Here is a 20798-nt window from a genome sequence, read left to right as displayed (position 1 = left end):
AGATCGCAATGTAAAATGACTTTCCAAACAGTTATATGAAACATGCGTTGGGGCACCGATGGTCGAATGGATATGGCAAAACAATGGCTTCATATTGGAAGCCGTGCTGATGGGCGCGGTTGTCGTCTACATCGGACTCAAGATCAAATAGCCACAATGAGCCTGCACCGAGCAATGAATCGAACAGATCTGCGACTGCTAACACTTTTCTGCCTTCTGGTCCCTGTTGCACAACCGCTGTGCGCCGAAGGGCTATTGGATGAAGCCGACTTCTTTATCGACATTCCGGAGGTGACCTCCGCCACACGGATGCCGCAAAAGATATCCGAAGCGCCAGCATCACTGACCGTGATCGATAGAAAAATGATCGAGGCATCAGGCTTGCAGACCATTCCGGATCTCATGCGCCTGGTACCGGGCTTCCAAACCTATCTCGTCAACTCAAACAGCTATGGCACTACCTATCACGGTGCATCGGACGACTACCCCAACCGGCTTGAAGTGATGGTTGATGGCCGCTCGGTCTATCTGCCTTTGCTCTCTACTGTTATCTGGGAATCTCTGAGCATCAACCTCGACGATATAGAGCGTATCGAGGTCGTCCGCGGCTCCAACGTTCCAACGCAGGGCTCCAACGCTTTTCTGGGTTCGATCAACATCATCACCCGGGAACCAACAGCCAGCAGCGGTATCAACCTCAGCACACTGTTCGGTAGCCAGGACACACGCAATGCACACATGAGTTACGCCGACAGTAACGGCGTATTCAGCTACCGCCTCAGCGCCAGTCATGAGCAAAACGACGGCAATGACCATTACAGCGAGTTCTATACCGGTGACTGGTTTGCCGCCGATGGCAGTGACGGCAAGTGGCAGGACGACCTGTCGCGGGATTATCTAAATATCAGCACCACCTGGACACCGGATCTGATCAACAGTTTCTGGTTCCAATTTGGTGTCGATCGCGGAGCCGCAACGACGGGTGCACTGGATGTGGAAAGCCCGCATTTTGCCAAACGGCATCACGACAGCAGCTTCCAGAGCGTCAAATTCAATAGGCTCTATTCCGATCACGGTACGCTCCAGCTCAGTGCCTATCACAACGCACTGGAACTCAGCACGCCCAGCGCAACCATCGATGAGGTGCTGACCGACTTTGAAATACCGGTTGGATCGCCTATATGGTTACCTTTCTTCGCGGCCCCCATCCCGGCTGATGAGGTGCCGGACTATGTCCAGGCACTGATCGAAGCCAACGCCTACCACCTGATCGAGCAGGACGGGAAAGCAGAAACCACCGATCTGGAGTTGCAGATCACCGATCGCATAGGCCGCGCTGATATTGTGGCGGGTATGGGCTATCGCTACATGTCGGCCGATAGCGAAATCCTGCTGCAAGGCGGTGGTGTAGACGAGGAGCGGTCACGCGCCTTCGGCACCGTCAACTTCAACCTTACGGATCGGTGGCAACTGGTCTCCGGGGTGATGTACGAATACAGCAGCGAAAGTACAGAAGGCTTTTCATACCGAAACGCGGTGATATTCAAACCCAATAACGGCCGCAGTTTCCGACTGGGCTACTCCTCAAGCGAGAGATTACCTTCCCTGCTCGAGCGGTATGGAGAATCGGGGATCGTATTCCCGGCCTATGCGCCTTACGTTAGCGACACAGTGCTTTACGACTACAACTCCAGCCCCAACCCGGATCTGGAGGAAGAATCGATCAGCAGTTGGGAACTAGGCTTCTATCAGGCGCTGCCGGCCCAAAAAGGCTATGTGGACCTGCGCCTGTTTAACGAACACGTCAATAACGCGATCTTCAGCTACTACGAAACCTACACCGACGAACTGGATAGCCGTCAGCGCGTGCGACTGAACAAAAATATAGGAAACTGGCGAAACGAAGGTGCCGAGCTCCAGATCAAGTACCAACCCACCAACGACCTCTGGGCCGTGCTCAGCTACAGCTATATCAACACGCTATATAACGAGTTCCGAACCGGAGATGTAGGTACACGAAAAGAGCTATTCGATCATGAGGATACGATGACGCCCGAGCACACAGCATCACTGCTGATCGGATGGTCGCCGGTTCCTGATCTGCAACTGAGCGCCACGCACTTTTACATGGACAGCGTAAAGTGGATCGAGGGAGGGTATCGCGAAGCCTACAACCGCACCGATCTGCGCGCTGCCAAACAGTGGCACCTCGATAACGGCAGTGAACTGGAGACGGCGCTGATCATCCAGAATGCTTTCGGTCCGGCCTACGAGGAGTTTTACCGGTATAACGAATTCGATCGCCGCACCTACCTGCAACTGAAACTGAAGTTTGACTAAATGACAGGCGGACACTCGGAGGGAGGAGTCAAGCCATGCACCTGGCTTGACTCCGTAATTGAACCTGCTCTACTGATAACACATCAAAGCGAGTACGACTGGATTACGTACTTTCGAGACATAACGACCCTGCCCGGCGCACAGCCGCTGAGAAAGGGCGAAAAACTGATGACTGGACACCGGCAAGGATAGCACGTGTGAAATCACTACTGTCATGGATCCTGATAGGCCTGGCGCTACTGCTTCCGCTCAATGCCAGAGCGGCGGCGCCGCTCGTCCTGCTCAGTGACTCGACCGGTAGCTACACACTGATGTTCGATGCGCTGAAAGAATATTACGGCGGCACACTCGAGTCCGCCGCCTTGCCCGCCAACCCACCTCTTGGCGATCGCCTCGTCGTCAGTCTGGGTGCACGCGCATGCGAACACGCCATGAATAGCGCAGATCCTGACACCCGTGTACTCTGTACCTTTCTACCCGCACAAACCTTTGAAGGATTGAGCACGACTACGCCGGGTAAAACCCTGTTGTCGCAAAAACGCTTAAGCGCGCTGTATCTCGACCAGCCTCTGTCACGTCAGATGCAACTGGCAAAACTGCTGTTACCGACCATGAAATCGATCGGCACGGTGCTAGGCCCCGACAGCGAGGCTCAGGCAGCTCAGTTCAAAGCCAGCGCCCAGGCACTCGGCCTTGAGCCTGTGGTTGGGCACTTGGGCAGTGACGACAACCCCGTCAAGGTGCTGACGCCTATCATCGAGCGCAGCGATCTGTTCCTTCCCCTGCCAGACCGTTCGGTATTCAACCGTGCCGCGGCCAAATGGATTCTCTATATATCACTGCGCAACAAGGTTCCTCTGATCGGTTTCTCCAGCAAGTATGCCGATGCAGGGGCCGTCGTTGCGCTGCATACCACCGTGGATCAAATAGCGCAGGAGTGCGCCCAATGGATTACCGACTATCGTGACAGCGAAGCACTGAAGGCTCCAGCCTACCCCCGTGAATTCAGCATAAGCGTCAACCACACGGCAGCCCAGAATCTGGACCTACTGCTTCCGTCTACCGAGAAGCTGATCATGCAGCTTGAGCAGACGGAGGCGCGCTGAGCATGATCAAGAGAACTCTCAGCATCCGCGCCCGCGTCATGGTGTTATCGCTACTACCAATGACTTTGCTGGCACTGATACTCGGTGGCTACTTCACCCTGACACGCGTTGCAGAAATTCGCGAGGATCTGCTTGAGCGCGGTCAATCCATGGCCCGCCTGATGTCGTCGGCCGCCGAGTTTGGGGTACTCAGCGGCAACCGGGACCTATTGCGCAGTCTGAGCAATGCCCCCATCGCCAATGACGAAGTCGCCGACATTCTGTTCTATGACGCCAAATTTCGTCTGCTCTATCGCAGTAATAATTTTGATATAGAGGTCGAGCGCGACCAGCTGTTGCCGCGAGAATTCAAGGGCACATGGCACTTTATCCAGCCAATCACGACCCGCACGCCAGCACTACAGGACAACCCGGAACTGCTACAGATTACTGACGCAAGCGAAACGCTGGGCTGGGTGGTGGTGTTGATCTCCGCGCAGCCCACCGTGCAGCGCCAGCAAGAGATACTCCTGCGCGGAGCCGGCCTGACGCTGATCTGTCTGTTTGTCACCCTGCTGCTGGCCAACCGTTTCGGACGTCGCATCACACGCCCGGTGATGGGTCTTACACGGCTGATCGAGAGGCTTCAGCGCGGTGAGCTCGATGCCCGTGCCGAGATCAGCTATACGGGAGAGCTGCGCACGCTGGCCAGCGGTATCAACCGACTCGCGGCACGGGTCCAAGAGTCCAACCAGCAGTTCGAATACCGCGTAGAAAGCGCCACCCGCCGCCTGACCCAAACCCTTCGCCACCTGGAACGGCGCAACCGCGAACTTCAGACAGAACGGCTACGGGCCGACGACGCCAACCGTGCCAAGGACGAGTTTCTGGCGCGCATGAGTCACGAACTGCGCACGCCACTGACATCCGTGCTCGGCTTTACCGAACTACTGGGCCAGACAACGCTGGATAACGAACAGAAACGTTACCTGGAGATCATCACCCGCACCTCCGGTCTTCTGCTGACGATCATCGACGACATCCTCGACTTTTCAAGGCTCGAGTCCAACGCAATCCATATCGAAAGCCTTAGCTTCGACTTTGCCGAAAGCCTGTTCGACGTCATCGAGGCCCAGTCTCCGGCTGCGGCCGGAAAAGGACTTGAGCTAACCGTCGACCTACCGACCGACCTGCCGTTGCGCCTGATTGGAGATCCCTCCCGTCTGAGCCAGATACTCAACAACCTGATTGGCAATGCGGTGAAGTTTACCGAGCGTGGTGAAGTCAGTGTCAAAGTAGAACTCTGTCGCCTGCCCCTTACAGACCCACGCCTGCACATCACCGTCAGCGACACCGGCATAGGTATACCGGCATCACGTATCAGCCAACTATTCAGCGCCTTTACACAGGGTGACAACTCGATCAGCCGCCGCTTCGGCGGCTCAGGCCTTGGCCTTGTCATCGCTCATCGACTGACCGAACTGATGGGGGGGCATATAACGCTGGATAGCGCCGAGGGTAGCGGTACAGAAATCCAGCTGGACCTGCCCTTACGCTATGGAGAATGCAGCGAGAAGGCCTCGTGCCTCGAACTGGAGTCCGATCACCAACTGATGCTGTTCGAGCCCCACTTCAACAACCGGGCGACTCTTCTGCGCCAGTTGCGCATACTGCCCTATCCGATTCAGTTAATACGGCACATCGAAGAACTGAGCGCACTGACCACTCAGGACCCCAGGTGCACGATACTGCTGTCGGTGAGCCCCAAGGACACCAGCAGCCGGAGCGTTCAAGCGCTCTGCGATAGGGTGCGCGCCCAGACTCAGGCGCCCCTGATCCTGTTGATACCGGGCCGTAAACCCCTGCGCCTGCATGTTGGCCAGCTCTCACTAATGGCAAAGCCTCCTCGCCCCAACGAACTGTTCAAAGCGCTGGGCTTGCCGACACCTGCCTCACAGCCTGTCGCCGAGCAAGACCTGAGCACCGCGCAACTGCCCTATCCGCTCAAGGTATTGGTCGCAGAGGATAACGAATTCAACAGTCTGCTGGTCCGCAGACTGCTCGAGGGGGTTGGAGCGCAGGTCAGTTGCGTCGCATCCGGTCAGGAGGTGCTGGACCATGTGGCGCACCAGACCCCGGATCTGATACTGATGGACGTGCATATGCCAGGAATGGATGGCATTCAGGCGACCCGCGCAGTCCGAGAGCGGCTACCCAAATTGCCGATCGTTGCACTGACCGCCAACGTCGTACCACACGAACACCGGGCGCTGTTCGATGCCGGCATTAACGATCTTCTGCTCAAGCCAATCAACGTGCCGGAGTTGGTGCGCACCCTGCTGCAGCAGTGCGAGGCGATAACGGGGCAGACAATCGACGCCTCACCTATTGGCGCTCAACTCGAGGCATCGGTGGAAACGCTTGCGACACCCGAGCAGTTGCAACAGGAGGTACGCCGACTATCGGATGTGATCATGCAGGCACTCTGGCAGCGGGACAGGGACAGGATTCGCAGCCACGCACATCAACTGATCGGCATGGCCGGACTGTACGAAATGCCAATACTGGAAGCTGCCACAGCCGAGCTGTATCAGGCCGCCCGCGAAGGCAGCATGCGGGAGCTCTGGCTGGCCTGTTCCCGCTTGTGCCGCATCGCCCAGCAGGACAGTCTGGAGTAGCAACTCAAAACTCCTTCGTGATGGGCGATGTACGGATCAGTTCATCCAGTTGTTCAAGCACCTCGGCGATACGCGCCCGCCCTGCCCGATCGTAGAGATAGCCGTCCAAGCCGGTGCCAGCAGCCCGCTCGCCGTCCAACCCCTCGTGTATCGCCAGGCAGCGCCTGCGTATCGCCTCAAGTTCAGGATCATGGCTGATCGGCAAGCCCAGAAACAGCTCCCAGGCTTCAACGGATGTGGTGCGCTCAAGCACACCGGCGAGCAGCGCTCGAACTTCGTCACGACTAGGACGATAGGTGGGAAGACGGCCAAAGCGCATGAACACCACCAACAAGACAAGCAGGATCAGCGTAAAAACAAAGACCGGTATAAACTCGAGCATTACTGCAACTGCTCAAGCGGATACTGCTGCAACGCGTGCATGGCATCACGCACCCGCGATCCCTGCTCCTCCTCGATCTTAGCCATCTCCTGCTCATATTGACGCTTTTGCGAGCGGCTCAACGCACGCCACTCTCCGAGGAAAGGGATGTGGGAGGTGGCTTCGAATACCCGATTAATGACGGCAAACTGCTCATGCTGGTGCAGATGCGGGGCCAGGTTGTCCAACAGCACCTTGAGCCTGATGCAGCCCTCGGTCATGGTCATCTTTTCGTCGTGCAAAACCGCCGATGCAATAATGCGTACGCTGTCGACCAGGTATTGGCGGTGCTCACGGGCATCACGCTCCAGTTTTTCCTGCTGTTGCTGATGCTGCTCACGCACCTGTTTCTGTGCACGCAACTGTCGACGTATCACCAGGCTCAACATCAGGATAACGATCAGGCCGACCGCTATCAGTAGGTAGGTCAGGGGGGCACTCATGTGGTCACTCTTGGTTACGTTGGGCACTATACGGCGGCGACAAACAAACTGTCTGCCGCGTCTATATAGTCATTATAGCGAGTGGAGAGAGCGGGTATAACCACATGACCGAGCAAGGCCGCCCCGATGGGCGGCCTTGAGTGTCACTCGAAGGTGCGCGGGCGCAAAACGTCCGGTTTAAGGAAAGGCTTATCGCCGGTGTTGTCATGCTGGCCAAGAATCTGGCCGTTGAATTCAGTCCCGTAGCGCGTCCATTTATGGAAGTTACTGTACTTCTCACGGGTTTCTTTGGCGTCTCCGGTGTATCGAGGATCCTGAGGCCGCTCGTGACTGTTGACGAACAGTGCCACATCCCAGGCTTGCTGATCCGTCAGTGAACCGGGCTTGCCCAACGGCATGTTGTTCTTGATGAACGAGGCCGCCGTGAAAACACGGGCCATGCCGGCTCCCCAGTTATAGGAGTGATCGCCCCAGAGCGGCGGGAACACCACCTTGCCGTCCTTGTGCTGACCCTGCCCATCATCGCCGTGACAGACGGCACAATTATCTGCGTAGACCTGCGCCCCACGGTCGTAATCAGCCCCTTGCTCGGGCTCACGCCCCAGAGAACTAAAACCTCGCCCCCCTATGTTGGTCTCGTAGACCTTAGCCCCCTTCGCCAACCATTGGTGGTATGCCACCAGCGCCAACATGTCATCGCTGCCGTACTCGGGTGGTTGGCCGTTCATGGAGAACGAGAAACAGCCCGCTATACGCTCCTCCAGCGAGTTCACATGCTGGTTCTTACCGCGGAAGTCAGGCAAGGTGGTTGCAGCCGGCCAGACAGGTCCAGACCAGTTCATTCGTCCCTCACCCATATGGCAGCTTTTGCAGTTCATATCGTTGAACACATACTCACCGCGCTTCTGTTGGGTATTCATGAACAGATCACGCCCCTTGAGAATCACCTCGCGCAGCTTGGGATTAAGTGCCTGATCGTTCATCAGATCATCCAGCGTCGGCGCCTGATGCACGTACTGGCCCTCTTTGTACTCGGGCAGTTCGACCGGAACACTAGGCGCGGACATTACCGGCAGGGAGGCAGCGCTCAGCAGCGCCACGGCATAAAAGCGTGGTTTCATGGTTTCCCCCCCGATGTCGGTAGTTGAGATAGATAGGCGGATACGGCCTGGATCTGCTCATCACTCAGCCGCGCGGCGATCGCCAGCATTAGTTGGTTGGGATCATTTGTACGGGTACCGTTTTTCCAGGCCTCTAACTGCTGACGCAGATAGGAGGGATGCTGCCCTGAAAGTCCCGGAAAGGTGGCACCAACACCCTGAGCGCCCGGCCCATGGCAGGTTTCACAGGGCACGATGTAGTTATCCCAATCGCCCTGCTTGACCAGCTTCTCACCCTGCGCAAGCAGATCCGCAGGCTGCTCAGCCGGCTTCGCTACAACGTTCTGCATCGCATAATAAGCGGCCACATCTTCAATCTGCTGGTCGCTCAAATGCGCCGCATTCGGTGCCATGATGACGTTGGTGCGCCGACCCTCACGGTAATCCCGTAGCTGCGCGGCCAGGTACCCGGCGTTCAGACCCGCCAGACGGGGAAAACCCGCCCCATCATTACCGGCGCCGTCGTTACCGTGGCACGCCAGGCAAGGCGCACCGCCCTGACCCTCACCCTGCATCACAATCGTTGCTCCCCGGTCGGCATTCCCGGCTGCTTGAAGCAGGCCGGATGCGAGCAGCAACACGGCAAACGCTCCGCCGCGTCTTGTTATTATCATGTTGGTTGTCCTCTTCTTGGCACATCACCGCCCATAATAAGCCAGCCAACCAAAATATTCGATATATCTAATATAGATTATTCTAATCTTACCATCGGTAGCATCCGGTTCAAGGCCCCGCACGGCTGTGGTAACATCGCCCGCTGCTTTTTTAATCAGCGTCATCGACGTCTACAGCGAAGATAAAAACAGGTTTCAGCCAATCCCCGCGAGGCTAGATCAGGTTGATCGCCTATCTCCCCACCCACCGCTGCTTCCGCCCGACGCTGACCTTCTATGCCCGGCTCAAGCCTTGGCATGAATGCATCCTACCGATGCCCAAAACCGGCTGTCGGTGTGTTTCCGTTTGAACGAAAAGTCAGGACACCCATGATCTCAACCCTAAAATACGGATGGTCCCTTCAAAACCTGCGCGGCGATGTTCTCGCAGGACTGGTTGTCGCGCTGGCCCTGATCCCCGAGGCGATCGCCTTCTCGATCATCGCCGGCGTCGATCCCAAGGTCGGCCTGTATGCCTCCTTCTGCATCGCCGTGGTCACCGCCTTTTTTGGTGGTCGGCCGGGGATGATATCGGCCGCTACCGGCGCCATGGCGCTGCTGATGGTCACGCTGGTAAAAGAGCACGGCCTTGAATATCTGCTGGCGGCAACACTGCTCACCGGCGTTATCCAGATACTGGCAGGCTTTCTCAAGCTCGGATCGTTAATGCGCTTTGTGTCACGCTCGGTGGTGACCGGATTCGTCAATGCGCTCGCCATCCTGATCTTCATGGCCCAATTGCCGGAACTGATCGACGTCACCTGGCATGTCTACGCCATGACCGCGGCGGGCCTTGGTATCATCTATCTCTTCCCCTACATACCGCGACTGGGCGCACTGATCCCGTCGCCTCTGGTCTGCATTCTGCTGCTGACCGCGGTGTCGATTACCCTTGGGCTCGATATCCACACCGTTGGTGACATGGGTGAGCTGCCCGACGCGTTGCCGATCTTCCTCTGGCCCGATGTACCGCTGAATCTGGAGACCCTGTGGATCATTCTGCCCTACTCGGTACCGCTGGCGGTGGTCGGCTTACTCGAGTCGCTGATGACCGCCACCATCGTCGATGACCTGACCGATACGCCGAGCGACAAGAACCGCGAGTGCAAAGGTCAGGGCCTGGCCAATATTGTCGCAGGACTGTTCGGCGGCATGGCCGGATGCGCCATGATCGGCCAGTCGGTCATCAACGTTAAATCCGGCGGCCGTACCCGCATATCGACGCTGATTGCCGGTGTTGTGCTGCTGATCCTGGTGGTGTTCCTCGACGAGTGGGTATCGCAGATTCCAATGGCGGCACTGGTGGCCGTGATGATCATGGTCTCCATCGGCACCTTTAGCTGGGAGTCGATCATCAATCTCAAAAAACACCCGCTATCGACCAATCTGGTGATGCTCGTCACCGTTGCAATCGTCGTCGCCACGCACAATCTGGCCTTGGGCGTGTTTGCCGGCGTTTTGTTGGCCGCTCTGTTCTTTGCCAACAAAATCGGTCAGTACCTGTATATCGACGACGAACTGGTCGACGGCGGCAACCTGCGTCGCTATCGAGTGGTCGGTCAGGTGTTTTTCAGCTCCTCCGAGAAGTTCACGGCGGCCTTCGATTTCAAGGAAGATGTGGAGCGTGTCAGCATCGACCTGAGCCAGGCCCACTTCTGGGACATTACCGCCGTGTCGGCTCTGGACAAGGTGGTGCTCAAGTTCCGCCGCGAAGGCACCGAGGTCGAGGTGATCGGCCTGAACGAAGCCAGCGCCACGATCGTCGACCGATTTGCCGTGCACGACAAACCGGAAGCGGTTGACCAGTTGATGGGTCACTGATAACACTGAGTGTAATAACGACGACAGTGCGTTATCTCGAAAGGTATAGGTGAGCGCCCCGTACCTTTTCGAGATGACCGGAAGAAGGAACGCCCATGAATCAGGTCATCGCCTGCATCGACGGCATCGGCGAAAGCGCCGCCGCCATCTGCGATGCGGCAAGCTGGGCCAGCCTGCGACTGGAAGCCCCTCTGAAACTGCTCCACGTGCTGGACAAGAGCCAGTATCCCACCGAAACCAACCTGACCGGCTCCATCGGTCTTGGCTCACGCGAGGCGTTGCTGGAAGAGCTCGCCACGCTGGATGAACAGCGTGGAAAGCTGGCCCGTGAACAGGGTCGGCTGATGCTGGAAGCCGCCCGCGAACGCGCCGTTGAAGACGGCATCGCCGAACCTCTGGTCCAGCAGCGCCACGGCGATCTGGTCGAAACCCTGAACGAGCTCGAGGTGGACACCCGCCTGCTGGTATTCGGCCGTGGTGGCGCGGGCCAAAGCCTGGGACACCAGGTGGAAGCGGTCATCCGCGCCCTGCATCGCCCCATGCTGCTGTTGCCGGGCGAGTTCAAGACACCTCAGCGTTTCATGATCGCCTACGACGGCAGCCCAACGGCACGCAAGGCGGTGGAGATGGTGACCCGCAGCCCGCTATTGCGCGGCATCCCCTGCGATCTGCTGATCATCGGCCCCTCCACCCATGACGTGAAAATGGAGCTCAAACACGCCAGCGAGCAGTTGCAGCAGGCGGGTTTCGAGTTGAACGCCGAAATACTCGCCGGTGACGTGGAAGAGACGCTGCTCAGCGAAATCGACAAACGCGGAGCCGAACTGCTGGTCATGGGGGCTTACGGGCACTCCCGCATCCGCCAGATGTTGGTTGGCAGCACCACCACAAACCTGATCAAGCACACGCAGGTGCCACTGCTACTGCTGCGCTGAGGCCAGTATACGTGAGCGCAGGGCGCTGGCCCTGTGCACACGTGTGCCAATCGCCTCGTACAAACGAGCACGGGCGGGCATCACCAGCGTAAACCAGTCGCTGGCACGGGTAATCCCGGTGTAGATCAGCTCCCGCGTCAGTACCGGATTGGGCCCCGGCGGCAACACCAGCGTGGTGTGGGCGAACTCCGAGCCCTGGGACTTGTGCACCGTCATGGCAAACACCGTCTCGGTACTCTGCAAGCGGCTGGGCAGCACCCATTTCAGGCTGCCATCGGCCAGCGGAAACACCACCCTCAGCGCCTCGCCACCCTCGTCTTGGGGCACTCTGAGGCAGAGCCCGATATCACCGTTCATCAACCCCAGCGCGTAGTCGTTGCGGGTCAACATCACCGGACGCCCTTCATACCAAAGCTGATCCGCCTTCAATAACCCGGCTTCAGACAGCACCTGCTCAATGCGCTGATTGAGCCCCTCTACCCCCCAGGGGCCCTTGCGCAGCGCGCACAGAACACGAAAACGAGTAAAGGCCTCGAGTAGTCCTGTCGCCCAACTCTGCCAGATATCGTCACGAAAATTGCCTGAATCAGGCCGCGTGGCCTCCAGTTGCCGGAGGTAGCCGCTGTAGCCCTCGGCGCCGTGTTCCCGCCCCAAACGACCGCCGCTCAATACCAGTTCGCGCAGTGCAGGCGCCTGATCGGTGCGCGGCTCAAGCAGCGCCAGTGATGCATCGTAGGAGGAAAACGCCTGCTCGACCTGTTTGATATCGCCACGATTAACGCCCCGCGCCAGATGCCCGATACCGCTGTGCTCACCAAAGCGGTGGCTATGCCTGAGCATGACAATATGCTGTGCCAGGGGCTGATCGCCGCTCACGCCCCACTGCGCTTGCCAGAGCGCCAGATCGCCTGCACCGGCCTTACTCACCCCGCTGAGCGTCGCCGCCGAGTACCCACCCTGTTCTGCGTCCAGACAGAGATCACCCAGCACAGCCCCGGCCTCCACCGAGGCCAACTGATCTTTGTCGCCCAGCAGTATCAGCCGGGCCGAGGGCGGCAGCGCCTTAAGCAGCGAATGCATCATCTCCAGATCAATCATCGACGCTTCGTCAATCACCACGAGATCCGCATGCAGCGGATTGTCCGCATTGTGCCGGAAGTGGCGACTGTCGGGACGCGATCCAAGCAGCCGATGCAGCGTCGTCACCTCGGTGGGAATCGCCTCCCCCATCCCGTCGGGCAGCGAGGATACAGCACGGCTGATCGACTCGGTCAGACGCGCGGCGGCCTTGCCCGTGGGGGCGGCCAGCCGGATGCGCAAGGCACGGCCATCACTGAGCGCCTGACTCTGCAACAGGGCCAACAGCCTGACCACGGTAGTTGTCTTGCCGGTGCCCGGGCCTCCGGTGATGATCGAAAAGCGGTTCACACTTGCCAGCGCACAGGCCAGTCGCTGCCAATCGATAGTATCCACAGCCGGTGCCGTAAAGAGCCGATCAAGCCGCTCGATGGTGCCCGCACCCAATGATTCGACCGGATTCGTTGCCAATCGCTCCCCCAGAGCCTCTGCAACCTCGACCTCATACACCCACTGTCGACGCAGGTACAACCGCGCCGGTGCACCAGGCTCCAGCACCAGCGGTGCGGATCCCGGCCCCGACGCCACCAGCGCACTGGACGCTATGCGTTCGAGCCACTGTGACAGAGTCAGGTTGCCCAGCAGCTCACTGGGCTTGTCCGGCAGCTGCTCGCCGAACGCCCCTTCAGGCGGCAGCGACAGGGCGGCATCCGGGTCAGCCAGTGTCGCCTCCAGATCCAGACAGATATGCCCACGCCCGAGCTGATGGCTGGCCATCGCCGCAGCCAGCAAAAGCTCGGGTTCGGCATCATCCGTCAGCTGGGCCAGCATCCTCACCAGCGCCAGATCCAGCGCTCTTATCCATCCCTGACGCTGCCAGTGTTCAAGCACCTGCCAGAGCCGCTCGCCACTCAGGGGGCGATGCTCGGCAGTCGCAAAGAAGTCATGCTGCTCAGCCATGATCACTCTCCCCACCCTGACCACTGAACAGGGCGTCCAACGCCAGGATCAACTCGACCGGCGGACGATCGACGAACGCGCCACGGTGCTCGGGCTCATCGATACCGCGCAAAAACAGATACAGCGCGCCGCCCACATACTGCTCATAACCGGTTACCGGGTCATCGGCATAGTCGGGAATACGCGCCTTCAACAGCCGGTGCAGCGCCAGGGTGTAGAGCAGATACTGCATGTCATATCGCTTATGCAGAATCGCCTCGCTCATCGCCTGCTGTGTATAACTTTGACTGTTCGGCCCCAGCCAGTTCGATTTGTAGTCCGCCACCCAATAACGCCCTTGATGTTCGAAAATCAGGTCGATGAACCCTTTCAGCATGCCGTTGAGTTGTCCATCCTCAAGCTCGGGCCGATTCTCACCCGGTAGCAGCTGGCGGGTGGCCAACGCGTCCAGTTCGGCGATCCGTACCGGCGCTGAACTGAACCAGAACTCCATCTCCGCCTTGTACACTTTAAGGTCGCACAGCCGCAGCTCGCCGTTTTCGACCGGCAAAGGCGTACTCAGCAGCCGCACCAGCCAGTCATCCAGCACACTGCGCCAGGGTTGCCAGTCACGCCGCTGACAGCGCGGCTCCAAAAACTCGGCCCTAAGCTCGGCACTGCAGGCCACCTCCGAGAAACCCTCGTCCGCGGCCCATTCAAGCATGCCATGCAGGAAGGTACCGGCCGCCGGACCTTTCCAGAACCTGTGGATATCGGGGTTACCCAGAACCTCAGCTGCGGCAACCGCCGCTTCATCTCGCCCTTCAAGCAGGGTTTCATCGCGGGCGGTATCGGCACCGTCCTGCGGTGCAGCCGCCTCCTCCCGCCCCTTAAGGCGACACAATGCCGAATAGCTGGCGATCCACCAGGGCCGGGACTCGAATGCCCGACTGAACGATTCCGCCTCTCGTAACCGGTTTGCCCCCGAGACCTCCGGCAGCACCTCATGGGTAACCGCCGGCAGGGCCGCAATGCCAAGTGCCGTCGTATCGCACAGGCTGGTAAAAGCGCCCTGTAGCGCATCGGGTGTCGACTCGGCGATGCCCAGCAACTGTCCGAGCGCGCTTTTACCCACCGCCTTGAGCGGCGCCAGCGCTATCCAGCAGGCATGCACCGGACGGGTCAGCGCGACATAGAGCAGTCGCAGATCCTCTTGCAGGCGTTCACGGTCGGCACGGGCACAGGCATCCTTGTCCGAGGCGTCGAGTTCGATAAGGGTTTCGCCCCTGTCGTCATGGTAGAGATAGCTGCCGGCTCGACCGCTTACGGTACGGCAGTCGCTGATGAAGGGCAGGAAGACAAGCGGATACTCCAACCCCTTGGATTTGTGAATGGTGATCACCTGTACACGGTCGGCATCGCTCTCCAGACGCAACACCCGTTCATCACTGTCACCGCCACTGCCGGCCAACTGCTCGGAGAGATAACGGATCAGCGCCAGCTCACCGTCGAGCTGCACACTGGCCGCTTGCAGCATCTCGGCCAGATGAAGAATGTTGGTAAGCGCCCGCTCACCGCCTGCTCGCTGCAGCAATCTCGCAGGCAGTTCAAACGCATCAAGCAGACGGCGTAGCATCGCCAGCACACCCTGACGCTGCCAGGCATCGCGCAGCGTACGGAACAGCTCCACCTGCACCTCCCAGACACTCTCGTCCCGGTTGAGCCGATCCAGATCCGCGAGCCCCAGATCCAGCGTCGCCGTGGCCAGGGCCGCATGTACCAATCGAGGCTGCTCGGGCTCGGCGCAGGCACGCAGCCAGCGCCACAGGTCCTGCGCTTCGAGGGTATCGAATACCGACTCTCGATCCGACAGATACACGCTGGGCACGCCGCGCCTATCCAGTGCCTGACGGACCCGCTGAGCTTCGCTGCCGGTGCGTACCAGGATAGCGATATCACCAGGCTTGAGCGGTTCAAATGCGCCATCGACCTGGCGGAAGCCCGCCTTCTGAGTACGGGCCAGCGACAGCAAGCGGCATATTTCGCTGGCCGTCGATTCCGCCACGGCCGACCTGAACCCCTCTTTCGTTTGGGCCAGCGCCTCATCGACACACCATCCGGACAGGGCTGCCGGGGTATCGCCAAGGATCTCGAGTCGCTCCTTGCGACCATTGGCACTCACCGGATGAAACGGCAGTGGATTCTCACCGTCACGAGCAAACTGAAATGCGCCCTGCTCATCGCGAGACTCTGAACTCTGAAACAGCCGGTTAACCGCTTCGACCATCGCCGTACTGGAGCGGTAGTTGGTCCCCAGCGTATAGAGGGCGCCGGCGCTGTCGCGGCGCGCCTGCAGGTAGGTGTGGATATCCGCCCCTCGGAAGGCATAGATCGCCTGCTTGGGGTCACCGATCATCAACAGCGCCGAGGGTATCTCGTGCCCGCTGGCATAGATGCGGTGGAAACTGCGGTACTGAACGGGGTCGGTGTCCTGAAATTCGTCGATCAGCGCCACTGGGTACTGCTCGACAATCTGCTGCGCCAGACGTGTGCCCGAGGCGCTGTGCAGCGCCTCGTCGAGACGGACAAGCAGGTCATCAAAGCCCAGCCGCGCCGCCCGTCGCTTGCCCTGCTCGAAACGGGATGCCACCCAATGAGCGGCGTGCAGGCGGACCGGGTTCATGTCCGGTGCGCTATCGATGAAATCGATGTAGGCTTCAAGCGCCTCAAACGCGGGGTGGTCGGGCGTGCCCTCGAACTGGAACTTCTTGTTGGTACGCGCGCGAAGGTTGGCACGTGTAAAGCGCCCCAACAGCTTGCTGTCGCCCTCATCGCCTTCTGCCCAGACTCGCAGCTCCTTAAGCCACTGTGGCAGGTTATCGGGCTTGAAGCTGGCCTTGCTGAGCACACCCTGCGCCACCGCTTCATGCAGCTTGAGCTCGATCGCCTCGACACCGTTCAGCCACAGGCTACGCGCTTCCTGCTGCAGAGCATCACAGCGTTGCTGCCACTGCACCAGCTCATCCGCAAAGTCGGTTGGGGATATCGCCTGCGGCAATGGCGCTCCAGCAATGCAAAGCCGGGCGTTGCCCGCACGTAGCATGGGTTGCAGCACTGACTCAAGCTGGGCGGGATCTCTGGCCAGCTCGCCAAGGGCCCGTGCCGCTGCGCGTGGCAGTGGATAACAGAAGGTACGCCAGTAATCCTGTACCGCCTCTTTCAGCAGCTCGTCATCTTCGTTATCAAGCTGCTGGTCGAACAGGCTGCCACTGTCGAAGGCGTGCTGGGTCAGCATCCGCTGGCTCCAGCCATGTATCGTGTAGATCGCCGCCTCATCCATCCACTGGGCCGCCCGATCCAGCTGGTAGGCCGCACCCGCACGCGCGCCTTCGTCACTGTATTCCGGCTCATCGAGTAGTGCGCTGAGGAAATGATCCTTCGCAGGCTCCAACCCGCGGAACACCTGCGCGGCCTCCGCCAGACGGTCCCGTATGCGTTCGCGCAGTTCGCGGGTGGCCGCGTTGGTGAAGGTCACCACAAGAATTTCCGGCGGCAGCAGGGGACGCACATAGGCGTTGTCGCCGCCATGCCCCAGCACCAGACGCAGGTAGAGTGCAGCGATGGTGTAAGTCTTGCCGGTACCGGCACTGGCCTCGATCAGGCGACGGCCATGGAGGGGAAAGCGCAGACTGTCCAGCGGCTGAATCTGACTCATGATGCAGCCTCCTCCGATACAGTGCGCAGCAGATGTGCGTGCCTGACCAGCGGTTCGTACAGCGCTTCAGCCCAGGTTTGCAGCCCCTGTTCATAGAGGGCGTCAAACTCAGGCCAGGCGCGCGCCAGTGCCGCATCAAGCTCGACCTCGCCACTGAAGTTCATGCTGCCCACATAGGCCTCCCGCGCCTTGCCGAGCGCCCGCTCCGGCTCCTCTGTGACCAGCGCAAGGCCTGCACGACAGGCCAGCGGCGGTGGCGACTGATACGCCTTCAACCAGTACTCGGCCAGCGTGATGAGGGCGTCGGTGGCGTCAGCAGACGATAACGGATCCAGCTGTACGCTGGTATCCGGCCCAACCAGTGTGCTGGTCAGGGCATAGCCCTCTGCGCATCCGGCCAGATGTTCGATCCACAGTCTTAACAAGCGATGCCAGCGGGGCCCTTTGCGATCCGCTACCGCCTGGGGCGAGGTGCGAATAAGTCGATAGCACCCGTCCAGCTCGTAAACACCGGTGAGCCAATCTTCCAACAGCACAGGCTCACCCGATACCGGCAGTTGCAGGGCAATCTCCAGCGCCTCCCGTTTCGGCTGCCAGTCGGCCAGGGGCTCGAGATGGCGCAGGGTGGAATGGACACCACTGAGGATGGGATCCAGCGCCAGTTGCGCATACTCACCCAACGGCAGCCGCCCGCCGCGTTGCCAGGATTGTAGTGTCTCGGCAATACCCTGCTGATGTGATCCGCGTTTGAGCGCGGATTCGATCAACTCCTGCCCCAGCTGGAACTGCTCAAGACGATCAAACGCGAACGGCTCATGCTCGCGCCGGGCGGCTTCCGGCAACTCCAGATACACCTTGAGCCGCTCGGCGAAAAAGCTGCTTACGGGGGCACGCAGAAAGCGTGTCAGGCGCGTCAATGTCAGGGCACCTTCCGGCCGCTCATGCACAAGCTCGCTCTCGCTGGAGCGCAGTTCGGCATGGTGTACCTTGCGCCACTCCCAGGAATAGGTGAACAAGCGGGCATCGGCACCAGGGTCAGGGTCGAAGTAACGGTCGCTGAAAGGCTGCAGCGGATGCTCAACGGTGAGACAGGCGAGCACGTCCTCCCCGGCGGCATGGCGCCAGCCCTGGGCGATATGATCACGCAGCTGGGCAACCAGCACCGACGGCGGTTGGTGCTGGTTGTCGCGGATACTGCGCCCGACCCAGCTGATATAGAGTGCATCACGGGCGGACAGCAGCGCTTCAAGAAACAGGTATCGGTCATCTTCGCGACGGGAGCGGTCGCCGGGACGATACTGACGCGACATCAGATCAAAGTCCTGCGCCGGTTTCAGTCGTGGATAATCGCCGTCATTCATGCCCAGCAAAAACACCTGACGGAAGGGGATCGCCCGCATCGGCATCAGGGTGGAGAAGGTCAACCGACCGGCCATGAAACGGGCCGAAAGCCCGCCTTGGTCGATGTTGCCAAGCCAGGCCTCGCGGGCGACCGTCAACGGCAACGGTCCCTCCATACGCGCTTCGATGCAGGCCTCGGTCCACTGCTGCAGTTCGTCATTGAGTCGTTCCATCAGCACCAGATCCGCATCACTGGCCGGTGCCAGAAAGGTATCCAGCAACCAGGTCAGGCACTCCCGCCACTGTTCGGCCCCCTGGGGCGCACGCAGCCGCTGTAGCAGTGCGCGCAGATCATCGAGCAACAGCGCCAACTGACCGGCCAGTGCCGCTTCCAGCCCTGCCACCTCATCGTAGGGTTCGATATCGGCAAAGGCATCTCCCTTACCAACGGCGTAGCCAAGCAGCATGCGCCTCATGCCGAACAGCCAGGCGTTCTGTTCCAGCCCCTCGGGCAGCTCAAGCCCGGCCCGGTGTTCACCATCCAGCCCCCAGCGGATACCGGCACCCTCGATCCAGCGCTGCAGGGTCGGCAGATCGTCGGCGTTGAGCTGATAGCGCGCAAGCACCGCGGGAACTTCAAGCAGATCCAGCAGTTCGCTGACGCCCAGACGCGACTCCGGCAGTCTCAGCAACTGCTCCAATGCCACCAGCAGTGGCGCCTGACCACGTGCAGACTGATCGGCCAGACTGAACGGGATATAGCGCGGGTCGTCCCTGTCCAGTCGGCCGAACACCGCTTCTATGTGTGGTTGGTAGGTAGCGATATCGGGCACCATGACGATGATATCGCGCGGCTTAAGCGTCGGCTCCTGCTGCAGGCGGTGCAGTAGCTGATCCTGCAGGATCTCCACCTCTCGCTGGGGGCTGTGGCCGATGTGGAAAACAATGGAATGATCTTCAGCCTCGCACAGGCGCTTCTCCTGTACGGGCGGGTTCAGCTCCAGAATATCCTGCTGTAGCTGCTCAAGCAGTGACAACGACTCAATTTCGGCGACCGGATCGTCAAATAGATCAATGCGGCTATCGCGGAACCAGTGACGATAGCGCGCGCTGTCATCGAACTTATCCAGCAAGCGGATGTAGTCACGCCCCTGTTTGCCCCAGGCGGCCAGAAGCGGCGGCGCATGCAGATGCAGCTGATCGTCGGTCAGTGTTTCCGGCATGCCCAACTTAGGCTGCTGTCGGCGGCGTTGCGCACGCAGCAGTTCACGCCCCTCTACGATATCGGCCCAGTAGTAACGACAGGGGTTGAGTACGGCAACCATCACCTGCATCTGTCCGGACAGGGCCGATAATGCTTCGATCATCTGCTGGGGCAGAGCCGATATGCCGAACACCATGACACGCGGCGGCAAACCCGCCGGTCGACGCTTGAGCGCGCCACAGGCGTCGATAAAACGCTGATGAAGATCGGCACGTGAGGACTCGCGGTTATCATCAAGATCATCTCGTATCGCGCGCCAGAGCAACGCCTGCCAGCGCTGATCATCATTCAGTGGCCGCACCTCACCTTCGGCGGCTCTCAGTTGATCCACGCCCTGCGCCCAGTCTTCCAGCCAGTCGGCTCGATAGACCTGATACTGATCGAACAGGTCCGCCAGATGCTCGGCCAGCTGGAAACGCTTGCGCTCACCGGGATCGGCATCGAGATACTGGGCAAGCGAGGCAAACTCGGGCCGCACCAGCAAAGTCGGCAACAGACGCATCAGTCGCCATCGCAGGCGCGGCTTGTCGTAGGGTGAATGACGGGGCACCTGATCGCTGCCCAATACCGCCCGATAAGCGCGCCACAGGAAAGCCGAGGGCAGATCAAGGCTCATGCCGGCGGCGATGCCGCAGCCACCCTGCTCGGGCGGTATCGCCAGGGCCAGTCTGAGCCACTGCGCGATACCGTTGCTCTGCACCAGGATCTGCTCCTCTTCGAGCGGCGCCAGCGGATGCCCACGCATCCAGTGCACCAACAGATCACGCAGGGTTTCTAGGCGGTTAGCGTGGATGATCGCCAGACCGGAGTGCTGCTCGAACATACTCCCTCACGAAAAGCGGCAAAAAGGGTATCAAAAGCCGGATTGGGAAGTCTGCATCAGCGCCGGTCTGCTGGGCAAGCAATCCACCCATATTCCGCTGCTG

Annotated in this window: 12 protein-coding genes; 5 read left to right on the top strand and 7 right to left on the bottom strand. The window is 59.7% G+C overall.

Annotation, left to right across the window (positions count from 1 at the left end; translation table 11 throughout):
- Positions 1-174 precede the first annotated feature (174 nt).
- The 3 genes from ADIMK_RS05170 to ADIMK_RS05160 all read left to right on the top strand — a co-directional run bounded on the left by ADIMK_RS05170 (position 175) and on the right by ADIMK_RS05160 (position 6103).
- Positions 175-2340 carry a TonB-dependent receptor plug domain-containing protein gene (locus ADIMK_RS05170; protein WP_036184590.1) on the top strand — a complete coding sequence of 722 codons (2166 nt, stop codon included), beginning with the start codon at positions 175-177 and terminating at the stop codon, positions 2338-2340.
- 197 nt (positions 2341-2537) lie between these two features.
- Positions 2538-3446, top strand: coding sequence for an ABC transporter substrate-binding protein (locus ADIMK_RS05165; protein ID WP_036184589.1), 909 nt, complete (start codon positions 2538-2540; stop codon positions 3444-3446).
- Between the two features lie 2 nt (positions 3447-3448).
- A complete protein-coding gene (locus ADIMK_RS05160; RefSeq protein WP_036184588.1) occupies positions 3449-6103 on the top strand; it encodes a hybrid sensor histidine kinase/response regulator in 2655 nt (884 codons plus the stop codon).
- Positions 6104-6107: 4 nt separating this feature from the next.
- Here the strand turns inward: ADIMK_RS05160 and ADIMK_RS05155 are convergent, their stop codons facing one another.
- The 4 genes from ADIMK_RS05155 to ADIMK_RS05140 all read right to left on the bottom strand — a co-directional run bounded on the left by ADIMK_RS05155 (position 6108) and on the right by ADIMK_RS05140 (position 8741).
- Positions 6108-6485, bottom strand: a complete 378-nt coding sequence (locus tag ADIMK_RS05155; RefSeq protein ID WP_036184587.1) for a hypothetical protein — start codon at positions 6483-6485, stop codon at positions 6108-6110.
- Positions 6485-6967 carry a DUF2489 domain-containing protein gene (locus ADIMK_RS05150; RefSeq protein ID WP_036184586.1) on the bottom strand — a complete coding sequence of 161 codons (483 nt, stop codon included), beginning with the start codon at positions 6965-6967 and terminating at the stop codon, positions 6485-6487. Before ADIMK_RS05150 ends, ADIMK_RS05155 begins: the two co-directional genes overlap by 1 nt.
- 143 nt (positions 6968-7110) lie before the next feature.
- Entirely contained in the window at positions 7111-8088 is a 978-nt protein-coding gene (locus ADIMK_RS05145; RefSeq protein WP_036184584.1) for a c-type cytochrome, read from the bottom strand.
- Positions 8085-8741, bottom strand: coding sequence for a c-type cytochrome (locus ADIMK_RS05140; RefSeq protein ID WP_036184582.1), 657 nt, complete (start codon positions 8739-8741; stop codon positions 8085-8087). Before ADIMK_RS05140 ends, ADIMK_RS05145 begins: the two co-directional genes overlap by 4 nt.
- Positions 8742-9110: 369 nt before the next feature.
- Between ADIMK_RS05140 and ADIMK_RS05135 the strand changes: the two genes are divergently transcribed.
- Both ADIMK_RS05135 and ADIMK_RS05130 read left to right on the top strand, forming a co-directional pair.
- A complete protein-coding gene (locus ADIMK_RS05135; RefSeq protein WP_036184577.1) occupies positions 9111-10601 on the top strand; it encodes a SulP family inorganic anion transporter in 1491 nt (496 codons plus the stop codon).
- Positions 10602-10696: 95 nt separating this feature from the next.
- Positions 10697-11536: a universal stress protein gene (locus ADIMK_RS05130; RefSeq protein WP_036184576.1), complete on the top strand. Its 840-nt coding sequence runs from the start codon at positions 10697-10699 to the stop codon at positions 11534-11536.
- On the opposite strand, the gene recD is transcribed toward ADIMK_RS05130, so the two are convergent.
- From recD to recC, 3 genes are read right to left on the bottom strand one after another with little or no spacing between them, the layout of a single operon-like run.
- A complete protein-coding gene (gene recD, locus ADIMK_RS05125; protein WP_036184575.1) occupies positions 11522-13573 on the bottom strand; it encodes an exodeoxyribonuclease V subunit alpha in 2052 nt (683 codons plus the stop codon). The genes ADIMK_RS05130 and recD overlap by 15 nt on opposite strands.
- Positions 13566-17267 (bottom strand): exodeoxyribonuclease V subunit beta, encoded by a 3702-nt coding sequence (gene recB / locus ADIMK_RS05120; protein ID WP_036184574.1) that lies wholly within the window; start codon positions 17265-17267, stop codon positions 13566-13568. The genes recD and recB overlap by 8 nt, the downstream gene beginning before the upstream one ends.
- Positions 17264-20695 carry an exodeoxyribonuclease V subunit gamma gene (recC, locus tag ADIMK_RS05115; protein ID WP_036184573.1) on the bottom strand — a complete coding sequence of 1144 codons (3432 nt, stop codon included), beginning with the start codon at positions 20693-20695 and terminating at the stop codon, positions 17264-17266. Before recC ends, recB begins: the two co-directional genes overlap by 4 nt.
- Positions 20696-20798: the final 103 nt, after the last annotated feature.

Origin of the sequence: Marinobacterium lacunae (assembly GCF_000705555.1) — a bacterium.
In the GTDB taxonomy this organism is placed as follows: Bacteria; Pseudomonadota; Gammaproteobacteria; order Pseudomonadales; family Balneatricaceae; genus Marinobacterium_D; species Marinobacterium_D lacunae.
This window is presented reverse-complemented; position numbering and strand designations above follow the sequence as displayed.

Excerpts from the sequence above, each read along its gene's own strand:
- ADIMK_RS05170 (WP_036184590.1), top strand. The coding sequence starts at position 175 with ATGAATCGAACAGATCTGCGACTGCTAACACTTTTCTGCCTTCTGGTC.
- ADIMK_RS05160 (WP_036184588.1), top strand. The coding sequence starts at position 3,449 with ATGATCAAGAGAACTCTCAGCATCCGCGCCCGCGTCATGGTGTTATCG.
- ADIMK_RS05155 (WP_036184587.1), bottom strand. The coding sequence starts at position 6,485 with ATGCTCGAGTTTATACCGGTCTTTGTTTTTACGCTGATCCTGCTTGTC.
- ADIMK_RS05150 (WP_036184586.1), bottom strand. The coding sequence starts at position 6,967 with ATGAGTGCCCCCCTGACCTACCTACTGATAGCGGTCGGCCTGATCGTT.
- ADIMK_RS05145 (WP_036184584.1), bottom strand. The coding sequence starts at position 8,088 with ATGAAACCACGCTTTTATGCCGTGGCGCTGCTGAGCGCTGCCTCCCTG.
- ADIMK_RS05140 (WP_036184582.1), bottom strand. The coding sequence starts at position 8,741 with ATGATAATAACAAGACGCGGCGGAGCGTTTGCCGTGTTGCTGCTCGCA.
- ADIMK_RS05135 (WP_036184577.1), top strand. The coding sequence starts at position 9,111 with ATGATCTCAACCCTAAAATACGGATGGTCCCTTCAAAACCTGCGCGGC.
- ADIMK_RS05130 (WP_036184576.1), top strand. The coding sequence starts at position 10,697 with ATGAATCAGGTCATCGCCTGCATCGACGGCATCGGCGAAAGCGCCGCC.
- recD (WP_036184575.1), bottom strand. The coding sequence starts at position 13,573 with ATGGCTGAGCAGCATGACTTCTTTGCGACTGCCGAGCATCGCCCCCTG.
- recB (WP_036184574.1), bottom strand. The coding sequence starts at position 17,267 with ATGAGTCAGATTCAGCCGCTGGACAGTCTGCGCTTTCCCCTCCATGGC.
- recC (WP_036184573.1), bottom strand. The coding sequence starts at position 20,695 with ATGTTCGAGCAGCACTCCGGTCTGGCGATCATCCACGCTAACCGCCTA.